The 13,748-nt window shown below is 38.9% G+C and carries 6 protein-coding genes; all 6 read left to right on the plus strand.

Going from position 1 to position 13,748, the window contains the following annotated elements:
• The first annotated feature begins 217 nt into the window (after positions 1–217).
• The 6 genes from QZL88_RS10890 to QZL88_RS10915 all read left to right on the plus strand — a co-directional run bounded on the left by QZL88_RS10890 (position 218) and on the right by QZL88_RS10915 (position 13,729).
• A complete protein-coding gene (locus tag QZL88_RS10890; protein WP_296941083.1) occupies positions 218–4,276 on the plus strand; it encodes a two-component regulator propeller domain-containing protein in 4,059 nt (1,352 codons plus the stop codon).
• 199 nt (positions 4,277–4,475) lie between these two features.
• Positions 4,476–4,634, plus strand: a complete 159-nt coding sequence (locus QZL88_RS10895) for a hypothetical protein (RefSeq protein WP_296941086.1) — start codon at positions 4,476–4,478, stop codon at positions 4,632–4,634.
• Positions 4,635–4,960: 326 nt separating this feature from the next.
• Positions 4,961–8,176 (plus strand): TonB-dependent receptor, encoded by a 3,216-nt coding sequence (locus QZL88_RS10900; RefSeq protein ID WP_296941088.1) that lies wholly within the window; start codon positions 4,961–4,963, stop codon positions 8,174–8,176.
• 34 nt (positions 8,177–8,210) lie between these two features.
• A complete protein-coding gene (locus QZL88_RS10905; protein WP_296941090.1) occupies positions 8,211–9,851 on the plus strand; it encodes a RagB/SusD family nutrient uptake outer membrane protein in 1,641 nt (546 codons plus the stop codon).
• A gap of 433 nt (positions 9,852–10,284) precedes the next feature.
• Positions 10,285–11,397 carry a basic secretory protein-like protein gene (locus QZL88_RS10910; RefSeq protein WP_296941092.1) on the plus strand — a complete coding sequence of 371 codons (1,113 nt, stop codon included), beginning with the start codon at positions 10,285–10,287 and terminating at the stop codon, positions 11,395–11,397.
• Between the two features lie 49 nt (positions 11,398–11,446).
• The gene (locus tag QZL88_RS10915; protein ID WP_296945058.1) at positions 11,447–13,729 is read left to right on the plus strand and encodes a GH92 family glycosyl hydrolase; all 2,283 of its coding nucleotides are present in this window, start codon (positions 11,447–11,449) and stop codon (positions 13,727–13,729) included.
• Positions 13,730–13,748: the final 19 nt, after the last annotated feature.

A 13,748-nucleotide genomic window follows, 5' to 3' on the forward strand; every position in this document is an offset into this window, starting at 1 on the left:
ACAAAGGAAATATATACTGCTTAAAGAAATATGAATAATTGATAGGATATTTTATTAAGTTTGGATATATGAGCATGTTGAATTTAGATATGCAATACAAATGAGACATAAGGAACAAAAAATCAAATATAATTGCATTATATGACGTTTATTTATTTTATCCGAATGTTAATTGTATTTTTGTAAAAAGAATATCCCTTTTTATCAATCCATGGCTATGAATGATCTGCTTTTTCAATTTAATAATAGAAAAAATAACAGGAATTTCAGGAAGTCTTATTTATTGGTTGTCTTTTTTCTGACCAATATCTTCCTGTCCTATGCGTCATATACATTACATAGGGCCGATAAACTCGATTTGTCGAACAATGCGATTCTTTGTATGTATCAGGACAAAGATGGCTATATGTGGTTCGGTACATACGATGGATTGAATCTGTATAACGGAAAAAACACCTTTGTCTACAGATCCGAATTCGATAATGAGTTTTCCTTATGCAGCAATATTATCCACAATATCACACAAGCAGACGAAGGAAACCTGTGGATATCTACATTTCTAGGACTGAATAAGTTCTCGTTGAAAGAAAGAAAAGTTATAGAATCATATCCCGAATTGCCGGAGGCCAAACTTCTGGCTGCGGATAAGAAAGGAAATACCTGGGTTATAAGTAAAAAGAACTATATATCCCATTATAACAAGGAGAATAAGAATTTTACAGATATTCATTTGCCGGGGGCTGATATGGATAATGTGAAGGCGCTGTTTGTTGGTGGTGATGACGAACTCTATATGATTACTGCTGATGGAAAATTGAAAAATATAGAAATTGCCGGAGATTCGAAAAATAATGATATCAGATTGCAGATAAACGAATCATTACTACACGATAAAAGCATAATAAATGCTTACTATGAAGATAACAAGATTTATTATATAAGTGCCGAAAGAAAACTCTATCTGTATGATCTCTCAGATAATAAGAGGATATTGATCACAGACCTATCGGCGCTGATAGGAAAATATGGAGGGATATCCCGTGTGGTTTCTTTCAAATCCGATTTGTTTGTCTCCTTCAACGATAATGGGTTGATAAGGCTGGATGTAGAGAATGATTATCAACCTGAAACCGTTTACCTCGGGATAAGGGTTTTCTGTTTGCTGCAAGATAAAAAACAGGATGTGCTTTGGATTGGTACTGATGGGAGGGGGGTGCAAATGTATTATCAGGGACATGATCTGTTCGGAAATATTATATTCGACAACTTTTTTTCAGGTACTCAAAAGCCGGTCAGATCTATTTATGCTGACGAATCACAGAACCTGTGGGTGGGTACAAAAGGTGATGGTATAATGCGAATCAAAAATTACGATGAACACAATCAGCGTGAAGTGTCTCAGTCCCAGTTTGTAAATTATACAACAGCCAATGGGCTATCGAGCAATCTTGTATTTTGTTTCTTGAGAAGTAAATACCGGAATATACTCTGGATAGGGACCGAAGGGCCGGGTTTCTCCTATTATTCATATAAGGATAACACGGTAAAATCTTTATCGGAAAAGGATGGAAGTACAATAGGGAAAGTACATTCGATCTGTGAAGTGAATGATTCTACTCTATGGATGGCGACGGCCGGTAATGGTTTGCTCGAAGTTATCATTAAGGATGAAAACTCCCGTCTCTCAGTCAAATCGGTAAATGAATACATTCTGAAAAAGGGAGATAAGACTTGTGTTGAATTTCATTCTATGTTTTACGACGGAGCATCTACTCTATTTATCGGAAGCCGTGGAGGTTACGGTGTGGCACGTTATAATATAAAAAGTAAACAGTATGATTTCATTCAGATGAAAAATGCAGAAAATACAGCTATCGGAGATGTATTGTGTGTTTACCAGAGCAAAGACTCTACCTTTTATATTGGTGCCAGTTCAGGGATGACCCGTATCCAATTTTTAAAGGATGGTAATACTGTAATTAAACAGTTTGACCGGAGAAATGGCATGATTAACGATATGATTCATGGAATACTCGAAGATGCTGACGGGTGTATCTGGTTGAGCTCAAATAAAGGTCTTATAAAATATAATCCGCACAACGACTTTTTTCATAATTATTCATATCCCGATCTTAAGGTGACAGAGTTTTCCGACGATGCTTATTGGAAATGCCCCCAAACCGGCCGGCTCTTCTTTGGCGGAATAAACGGACTTACATGGGTAGAACCTAAGGAGGTAAATCTGCAAAACAATTATAAACCCGACCTCTACTTCTTCGACTTACAGATAGCAGGCGAAAGCCGGTCGCTTTACGATTATACAAACAAAAAAGACGGATACCTGGAGATCGGGGCTAATATCTCTTCTTTTACCATTTCGTTTGTTGCAACGGATTATATAAATGGCGAAAATTATGAATACTCGTACCTGCTTGAAAACTATAATACAACATGGACCGAACTTCAGAAAACAAACGAAGTTACATTCACTAATCTGCCACATGGCGAATATGTGCTGAAAGTGAAATATAAAAATGATGTGCTCGACTCGGAAGAAAAGTACTATTCTTTGAAAATAAGGAAGCTGCCGCCATGGTATCTGACCAGTTGGGCTTATCTGGCATATGTAGTCGCATTCGTCCTTATCTGTTCTTATATTATATATCTTATCCGTAAGCGAATAATGGATAAACAAATCCAGATTGCACAGAAGATAAACGAAGAACAGAAAGAAAAGCTACTGGAAGCGAAGCTGAATTTCTTTACGAATGTTACCCATGAGTTTTGTACTCCTCTGACAGTGATAAAAGGAGTAACGGACTATATTGAAAAGTCGGCCGAAGTAGATAAAAATATTCGTAAATATACAGGTATATTACGTGATAATGTCGCCAACCTGAGCGGATTGATACAGGAGATTCTCGATTTCAGGAAAATGGAAGAAGGCAAGTTGGACTTTAGCTACGTCGAAGAGGCTTTGGTTTCGGATTTGGTAAGAAGGCAAATGGACTGGTTCATTCCTATTGCAGAAGAAAATAGTATAATGTTTGAAGTCTCAATTCCTGACGATTTATATTGGAATACGAATATATTCGGATTCAACCGGGTCCTGGTAAATCTGGTATCCAATGCTTTTAAATATACTACAGAAAAAGGCGAGGTGAAAATATCTGCCGGGATAGATAACGACCAGCTCGTACTTAGTGTCTACAATACAGGACAGGGTATAGAAGAGTCGAACATACCATCCATATTCGATCGTTACGGTGTGCTCGAGAATACCGAGGCAAACAACTCTTATCCGTTGATGACATCACGGCATGGATTGGGGTTATCCATTTGCCATGATATAGTAGAGTCTCTTGGTGGACATATTTCGGTCAGGAGTGAAGTCGGCAAATTTGCTGAATTTATCGTCGTGTTGCCCGTCCTTCAGGTAACAGCGGAAGAACGTTTGGCTGATGAAGAGAATAGTCTGCCAATGGATACCGATTCATTTAGACAATCTGCAGGAGAGAAGCAGACAATCCTGATTGTTGATGACAATAAGGATATAGTGTGGCTCATCTCGGATATTTTATCCGAAAGTTATCATATCAGAAGCGCCTATAATGTTCCCGAAGCTCTCAAAATTATAGAATCAGAGACCCCTTCCCTTATTATCACCGATATTATGATGCCGGGTATGAACGGTCTGGAGTTTATAAATAACCTCAAGAACGATAAATTTACAAAACATATACCACTTGTAATTGTATCCGCTAAAATCAGTGAGAAAGAGCAGGCAGAGGGTCTCGATATAGGGGCCGACGCTTATCTGACGAAACCTTTTTCGTCACTTGTACTTCGTTCGGTCATAAACCGTTTATTGGTGGTGAAAGATGAGCTGAAGGACTACTTCTATTCACCCGAGAGTGCCTATAAATATTCAGACGGGCAATTGATCCATCAGGAAGATAAAGCTTTCATGGATTCTGTTATAGATATTATATCGGATAATATGGAAGAAGAGAACCTACGGCCCGAATTCATCGCCGAAAAGTTGAATATGAGCACTCGTAGCCTTTATCGTAAATTCAAGAAAATAACAACACTTTCCCCTAACGATTTCATTAAAGATTACAGGTTTACACAAGTTGCCAAACTGCTTATTACAACCAACCTCACCATTCAGGAAATCATGTATAAGGTAGGTATTAACAATAAGTCATACTTCTATCGCGAATTCCTGAAAAAGTACAACATGACACCTAAAGAATACCGGCTACGCAAGTAATTAAGGGCTATTTCAGCCTCATTATGCTTCAGTATCTTAATATACCAAATAAGTATACAGGATCGCCAATGGCCAGCTGGAATACTTATTTGGACGAATAGGATAGTCCCTTCTGTTTTTATATTAATTAACATTGCTGTATGATTGCTCTGACACCAATAAGTGAAAGGCAATATAGATATTGAATAAATAACATTATATGTTTTCTATAAAACAAACAGTATATATGTTCAATGTACTACAAAATACAGGAATGATTAACTGCATTTTTTCGCTTGAAAATTTGGAGGTTAGTTGTATTTTGCTAGAGAGAGAGAGAGAGAGAGAGAGAGAGAGAGAGAGAGAGAGAGAGACATAATTTAATAAAAAATAGTCTAATCTTAGCAGGACAGGTACTTAAAGTATCCATTTGTTCTGTCTTTTTATACGTTAAAGAATCATTGACCTTATTTCAGAAAGTTAAAAACCTTCTGGAATAAGGTTTTTTTGTGTCTAAATTTTCTGAAAGCCTTCTGAAAACCATGTGTTGATACATGGTGAATATATTTGATTATTAACCTTTAAAATCTTTATTTATGAAGAACCTGCTAATCCTTTATTTATGATGCTCAGACCCGAGGTGTTTTTCATCTCATTTAAGTAATGTGTGTATTTATTCCCAGTTAACTTAATTAAAATTATATTATGAGAAAATTTGTAGATAAAATTTCAACATGCGACTACAAAAGCTATGGTAGGCGGATACTTTTTTTGCTACTCATGTTTGTATTCGTGCAATATTCATTTGCTTCGGACTCTGCAAATGACGTAAAAGATACTAATAATATTACGCAAAATAGCACTACGGTAAGAGGTACAGTTAAAGACCAAAATGGAGAACCTCTGATCGGTGTAAGTGTTGTAGTGAAAGGAACTACAATCGGTGCGATTACTGATGTAGACGGGGGATTTTCTGTTAGGACTCCCGACGGAAATCAAACTCTTGTATTTTCTCTTGTAGGATTCCTTTCTCAGGAAATAGCATTGAAAGGACAGACTACCCTCAATGTAGTGTTGGTTGAAGATGCTAAACTATTGGATGAAGTAGTTGTTGTTGGGTATGGTACGATGCGTAAATCGGATGTAACAGGTTCTATTGCTACAGCTAAAGGTAGTGATATTATCAAAAACCAGTCTTTCAATGCTCTTGAAGGGCTTAAAGGTAAAGCTGCCGGTGTAAATATCTTCTCCAATACAGGACAGCCTGGCGGCGAGATGCGCGTTATTATCCGTGGTATCTCTACAATCAATGCTTCGGCAAGTCCCTTATATGTGGTTGATGGTGTGGTTATGTCAAATTTCCAATTCCTCAATCCGAATGACATTGAATCTATTGAAGTACTGAAAGATGCTTCATCTGCGGCAATCTATGGTGCTCGCGGAGCTAACGGTGTTATATTGGTAACAACCAAGCGTGGTGGTAATACAGGAAAACAGGCCCGTATTTCTTACGATGGATCTGTCTCTGTTAGTACAATGGCAAGGTATATGGATGTTATGGATTCTTACGAATGGATGTCTGCATTTAAACAAGGTCTGGAAAATGCCAATGCTTGGCAAGGAAAGAATTTTACGACAGATTTGTCGCAAATATTCACAGACCCTCGTTTGTTTAACTCCGATGGAACACCTATCTACAATACAGATTGGCAAAAAGAAGCCAGCAGAACCGCTCTTTCCCACAATCATCAACTTAGTATCCAACGGGGCGATGAAAAATCGTCGGTAGGAGCATTTATAAACTATACCGACCAACAAGGTATCCTGCATAATTCTTATTTTAAACGTCTGAATGCTAAATTGGCTTATGATGACAAACCAACCAGTTGGTTGTCTACTGGTATCAATTTATTGGTAAACCATACATGGGGAAACAGAACTTCCGATAATCCATACGGACAAGGTGCATTGCGTACCATGATAGAGCAATTACCGTTTCTACCTGTTGAATTAGACGGTGTGTATTCTCAAACGAATGACATCAAAACAACATCTATTCCTACAAATAAAGATAATCCAAATAGTTCGAAACAAGGATTTGGTCCTGAAGGTGTAGGTAATCCGGTGGAATTACTTAAGCGGATGGAAGCGATGCAATATAAAACACAGATTTTCGGTAACGCCGCTTTGACTTTCCATATAACAAAAGATCTGGACCTAAAAACACAGTTCGGTATCGATTATCAAAGCAACCGTAATCGCAATTATACTCCGTTTACTCCGCGTCCGATGATTAATCAATCTTCGACGGGTTCAGCTTCTGAAAATACTTCAAGTACTTTGTATTGGCAGGAAGAAACATACCTGACTTACAAAAAGGCACTTGGCAAGCATTATGTTAATGCTATGGCGGGTATGTCTTGGCAAGAACGTGATTATACATATTTCAGTGCTTCAGGCAGCAAATTCATTGATGATTTTTATGGTTACTACAATCTGGGAAAAGGCGAAGACCGCCCGGCAGTAAGCAATGATCATGACAGATGGTCAATGAACTCTTATTTCGTACGTGGAGTATATAATTTTGACGAAAAGTATATGGCGACTGTTACCGGCCGTTACGATGGTTCGTCTAAATTTGGGAAGAATAACAAGTACGCCTTCTTTCCTTCAATCGGTTTGGGATGGATGGCTTCTAATGAAAACTTCTTGAAAGACAATCCTGTTATTAGTAAATTAAAGCCACATGCATCTTTTGGGGTAACAGGTAACTCTGAAATCGGAACATATGCGTCACTAGCTACTGTAAGCCAATCGAATACTATTATTGGCAACGGATTGAAAATAGTTTCGTATCTGGATAGAATGCCTAATCCGGATCTGAAATGGGAAAAAACAAATCAGTTTGATATAGGTGTTGACCTTGGTTTATTCAATAACCGGATCAATTTTGAGGCTTCATATTATTATAAATATACAACTGACTTATTACTTGATCGCCCTCTTCCTCGTTCGACCGGTTTTACATCTGTAAAATACAATGTAGGCGAAGTTTCTAACCGTGGACTGGACTTATTACTTACTGCGCATATTTTTGATAATCGTGATTTCCAATGGACTTCTACTGCCAACTTAAGCTTTAATAAAAACCGTGTCGAAAAACTGGATGAGAGTTCGTCTGTAGATCCGGTTACCGGCAAGCGTCAGATTACTCTCGATGGTTTTGTTGGCTATGATATATTAATTCGCGAAGGAGAAGAACTTTCTACGTTCTACGGATATAAACGTGCCGGTATATATGATGGCAATCCTGCCAACTGGGATGCCAATACAATGAATATACCGTCAACTATCGGTGAAAAGGTTACATATAAGCAACGCGAAATTATAGGTAATGGATTGCCTGACTGGATGGGCTCTTTTATTAATACGTTCAATTATAAGAATTTTGATTTGACTCTCGATCTACAATTTTCATTGGGAGCAGATGTTATGCAAGAATATTTCCATTCAACTGAAGGACGTTTCCTTACAAATGGTATCGATCGTCTTTATCAGGAAGCATGGCATCCTACACTGAACCCTAATGGTACAGCGCAAGCTATACGTTTGGCCAACTTTGGACAGGGTAGCAACGCTAATGCTGATGATACATGGGTTGCAGACGGATCTTACCTGCGCGCTAACCTGATCCAGCTTGGTTATACATTCAGACCTGATATGGTTAGAAAAATTGGACTTTCGGGATTACGCTTATATGGCAGTGTGAATAATGCTTTTCTTATCACTTCATCTGATTATTTGGGATATGATCCGGATAACTCGTCTCGTCTGGGTGATAACAAGTGGGGTACTAATCGTCAGTTCTTTACTTATCCGCGTCCAAGAACATTTACGTTCGGTGTTAATGTAACATTCTAATTTATTGTAGTAAAATCATAAAAATAAAAGTCATATGAAATTACATAAAATATATCTATCCGTCTTTTGCATGATCGTATTGTCTCTCTTGATGACTTCATGCGATAGTTTTCTGGAAGAAAAACCGCAGGATGAAAAAACTGCCGGACAATTTTGGAAGACTGAAGCTGATGCTCAGTCAGCAGTGAATGCTCTTTATTTCGGAGGTGTTCCGTATTTGAATAACACGGATGTGGATGGAGGTTGGACTCCAAAAGCTACTATGTGGGGCGGGATCATGTCCGGATTATTTGTAGATAAACGTAAGGACAGAACCTTTACCAATGCATCTGAAGGCTCGAACTTTAATATAGAGTCATTCGATGCTACCGCATTGAAACTATGGCACGAGTTTTATAAAGGTATTTCCCGTGCAAACTTTGTTATCGCCAATATTCCCGCAATGACTGGTGTATTGACCGGCGACAAAATAAATAATTTTACTGCGCAAGGTAAATTTTTCCGTGCATACGGCTATTATTATCTGGTAAAAGAATTTGGAGATGTTCCGTATGTAGACCAACCATATCTATCTCTGGAAGGTATATACAAAGAACGTGTTCCTGCAGAGCAAGTGTATAAAAATATAGAAGCGGACTTGCTTAGTATTATTGAAGGAGATGCGTTGCCAAACAAGGCATTCTATGATAATGGTTGTTATGTAACTAAGGCAATGGCGCAAACTCTTTTAGCTCAGGTCTATCTGCAATGGGCGGGAGCTCCTCTCAATGGAGGAAATGAATACTATACCAAAGCCGCCAATATGGCAATGAATGTAGTTAAAGGAGGCCAGCACATCCTCGAACAGGCTAATGGTAGCAGCGACGATCTTAACTCTGCATTTAATGTTATTAAAACGACAAAAACATCTAAAGAAATTATATTTGCTAAAGAGTACAACCAGACCAGCTACAATGTAGGTAACTCTTATGCTTGCCGTTCAATTGGTGCAGATGCTTTCCAATGGGGAGTTTTCAAACCGGGAGGTGACGTTTTGTATAATGCATACCTGCCTTGCGACATGTTAATTAATAGCTATCATGCTGATGATATCCGTGGGCATGAAAAACAATTCTTCTTCAGAGATTATAGCTGGACAGATAAAGATGGTAATGTGGTAACCAGAACGCTGAATAATGTCGGAAACTGGGCATGGTTTGATGAAGTATCGTTAATCGGAGGTAAGGACGGAGACTATAATATGCCGACATTCCGCTATGCCGAAGTGTTGCTGATTGCAGCTGAAGGTCTGGCACGTACAGGAAAAGAAGGTGATGCTGAAGGTGAAGCCCGTTTCTATCTTAATCAGGTACGCAAACGTGCAGGGCTACCTAATGAGACAGCTACCGGAGATGCTTTGATACAATCTATTCTAACTGAACGTTTCCATGAATTCCCATTAGAATTCAGAATTTGGGACGATATCCGCCGCACACGTTTATATCCGGAAGCAGATGGGCTGCAATCAGGTAAATTAAAATGGGTTGCACTGGAATCTGCTAAAATTCAGAACAAGCCTGATGGTAGTATTAAAGTAGGTGCTATTCCTGTACATGCTTTATTATGGCCGATCCCGTTGAGTGAAATGCAAGCGAATCCGTCTTTGCAAGGGCACCAGAATCCGGGATGGAATTAAAATAACTACTTACGGTCTTTTACTGTAATGTGCTAAGGCGCTTTTTCTACTTTGCATTACTTTATGAATAAGACCGGAAAATATTCTTTATGCGGATACTCACCTTTTGTGAGTATCCGCTAATTAAAAAGGAGAAACATCAAATATTTATTATTATCTGTGGGAAATATTATAATGAATATTTCGGATCATGAATTAATAATAAGTAATCATAACCAATCAAAGCATATGGCGCGTCCAGAATCTGCTTTTAGCTTATATAGCAAAAGTATATACAGCCCGATTCTATGTAATTATCAACATAATATAGAGGAGAAACACACTACATGCCTATTTAAGTATTCAGGATACCTTTATTGCCGAACAGGATAATTAACCTTTTTCCTATAATAATTATACTTGCATCAAATCTAACCCCTATAACGAAAACATAATGAAAAGAGTTCTATTTCTGGCTTTTGCTATATCAACCCTGACTTGCCAAGGTCAGGAGATAAAGGCTGACTATCCGCAGCTTACAGATAACAACCCCACTACCTATTACACAGGTACGCCGGGTAAAAATAAATTGACATTTCAAGTCTCATACAGCACTCCCGTATTGAGCTACAAAATATATTCTTCGGGAGAGACACCAGCCCACGACCCTGCCAACTGGGTCTTGAAAGGTTCCAATGACGGAAAGAAATGGACTGTTGTTGACGAACAGAAGGATCAGAAATTCTGCTCCCGCTTTCAGGAAATTCTTTGTGTAGTAAAAAAGCCTGCTATATACAAAGAATATATGCTTGAAGCCAGTACTTCGGGTAAAGAAAACGTAATTATTGCTGACGTTATCTTATCCGATAAAAATATGAAAGCCGGATGGGAAAACTTCAAATATCCGAAAGTGGTATTCGAATCGTTGAATCCGGATACCGGGGGCAGTAAAATCTATCACGATTTGGTACAGAATCCCGATGAATATGTGAAATATCATACTCAGAAGGTGGCTGAGATTTTATATTACACTGCAGGTGACCCGATGGTAGATGTACAAGAGATAGATTATACATTGAAAGATTATAATGGAGTTTCAGCAAAAGGCGGAAGTTCTCCGAATATAAATATAGTATATAGCACTCAACATATCGAAAAGTCAGCAAAGGAATCTCTCTATAAACTTGATTTCGAGACTCGTGGAGTTCTTTATCACGAATTGACCCATGGCTATCAGTTCGAACCGAAAGGAATTGGTAACTATGGAAACAATAAGACTTTTTGGGCATGTATAGAAGGTATTGCCGACGCCGTAAGGGCTGAGGCCGGTTTATTTGATATGAGTACACGCAAGCCCGGTGGCAACTGGATGGATGGATACCGTACCACCGGCTTTTTTCTTCAATGGCTGACAACAAAAGACCCTGATGCTATCCGTAAATTCCACATTACTGTAAGGGATTTGGATGTGTGGAGTTTCGATAAGGCTATTAAAGCAGTTTTTGGGCAAGAATCAAGTATTGAAGGTATGTGGAACGAATATCAGGAATTTTTGAAAAAACAATAATCAACATATACAAATGAAGTTAAGCACACTCACTCTTTCTTACTTACTTATGAGCGGCGTAGTATCCGCACAGGAAAAAGTATCTTTTGTCAATCCGATGATAGGTACGGTGAAAATGGGACATACATTTCCGGGAGCTTGTGTTCCCCACGGTATTGTCCAATTAAGCCCGGATACGGATACTATCCCTCATAGTATAAACGGCGTATATCAGAAAGATACCTATAAGTATTGTGCAGGTTACCAGCACGACGATAATACCATTGTCGGATTCAGTCATACACATCTTAGCGGAACAGGACACTCCGACCTCGGAGATATACTTATTGTGCCTGTTACCGGCGAATATAAATTTAACCCGGGTGTTGCTGATAAACCCCGTTCGGGTTACCGCTCACACTTTTCACACGATACGGAAGTTTCCCGTCCGGGATATTACGAAGTCGTATTGGATGACTACAAGGTAAAAGCGCAACTGACTGCTACCGAAAGAGTAGGGGTGCATAAATATACTTATCCCGCAAACGAAGAACAAAAGTTATTGCTCGACCTTACCCATGGAATATATAATTACGATGGAAAGGTGCTGTGGGCAAGCCTTCGTGTAGAAAACGATACTCTGATTACAGGATACCGCATTACTAATGGCTGGGCAAGGGAAAATTATACCTACTTCGCCATATCTTTGTCGAAGCCGATAAAGAACTATGGCTATGTAGACCGCGAAAAACCAAAATATACGGGATTCTGGCGTAAGTTCAACCTACAGAAGAACTTTCCTGAAATAGCAGGGCGTAAAATTGTCTCTCATTTCGAATTTGGGTCGGATAACTCTCCGCTTATTATGAAAGTTGCTTTGTCGGGAGTAAGTACAGAGGGTGCATTAAAAAACCTTGAAACTGAAACTAAAGGTAAATCTTTCGATAAAATCGTAGCAGAAGCATCTGCGAAGTGGGAGAAGGAGTTGAATGTAATAGATGTTGAGGGAGACAGTGATAAAAAGACCATGTTCTACACTTCGCTCTATCATACTATGATTAATCCGTCGGTTTATCAGGATGTGGACGGACAATACCGAGGTCTGGATCATAATATACATCAGGCGAAAGGATTTACCAACTATACCATTTTCTCAGTGTGGGATACCTATAGGGCACTTCATCCGCTGTTCAACCTTATTAACAGGGAACGTAGCGTGGATATTGTAAACTCTATGTTGGCTCATTACGATCAGAGTGTACACAAGGCACTGCCTGTATGGTCGCACATGGGAAATGAAAACTGGTGTATGATAGGTTATCATTCCGTATCTGTATTAGCCGATGCTATAGATAAAGGGTTGGCTATAGACAAGAAGAAAGCTTTGGAAGCAATGGTAAGTAGCTCGAACGTAGATTACTACGATGGAACGGGCGAATATAAGAAATTGGGATACGTACCATACGACAGAAGTGGAAGTGGCTCATCCATCACACTTGAATATTCGTATGATGATTGGACGATCTACAATACTGCTCTGAAAATGAATAATCAGTCTATGACTGATACTTATAAGAAAAGAGCATTGAACTATCACAATGTATTTGATCCGGAACTGGAATTTGTTCGTGCAAGGATGAGTGATGGTAGCTGGAAAACACCTTTCGACTTACTGGATACCCACAATCAGGGATTTATTGAAGGCAATTCATGGAACTATTCTTTCTATGTGCCTCACGATGTAAAAGGATTAGTAAAACAGATGGGAGGCGATAAGCAGTTTGTGCAACGTCTCGACTCATTGTTTACAATGCATTTGCCTGACAAATTTTTCGAAGATACAGAGGATGTTACCCGCGAAGGTATTATGGGTAACTATGTTCATGGTAATGAACCTAGTCACCACATCGCTTACCTGTATGCATGGACTTCACAACCATGGAGAACTCAGTATTGGGTACGCGAGATCATGAACCGCATGTATCGTAATTCTATCGACGGACTTTGCGGAAATGATGATTGCGGGCAGATGTCGGCATGGTATATCTTCTCGGCTATGGGATTCTATCCTGTTTGTCCGGGCTCGAATGAATATGTGTTCGGCGCTCCGTATTTTCCTTACATGAAAGTGAAAGTGGGCGATGGAAAGTATCTGGAGATAAAAGCAGATAAGGTAAGTGACAAGATGCGTTATGTGAAATCGGTTAAACTGAATGGAAAGCCTTATACAAAGGCATATATCACATATGACGACATAAAGAACGGTGCGGAACTTACATTTGAGATGGCTGCTACTCCTAATAAGAAAAGAATATTCAGCGAAGAAGATAGGCCATATTCATTGTCAAGATAGACATCTAAAAACGTATTAT

The sequence above is a fragment of the uncultured Dysgonomonas sp. genome, from assembly GCF_900079725.1.
Taxonomy (GTDB): domain Bacteria; phylum Bacteroidota; class Bacteroidia; order Bacteroidales; family Dysgonomonadaceae; genus Dysgonomonas.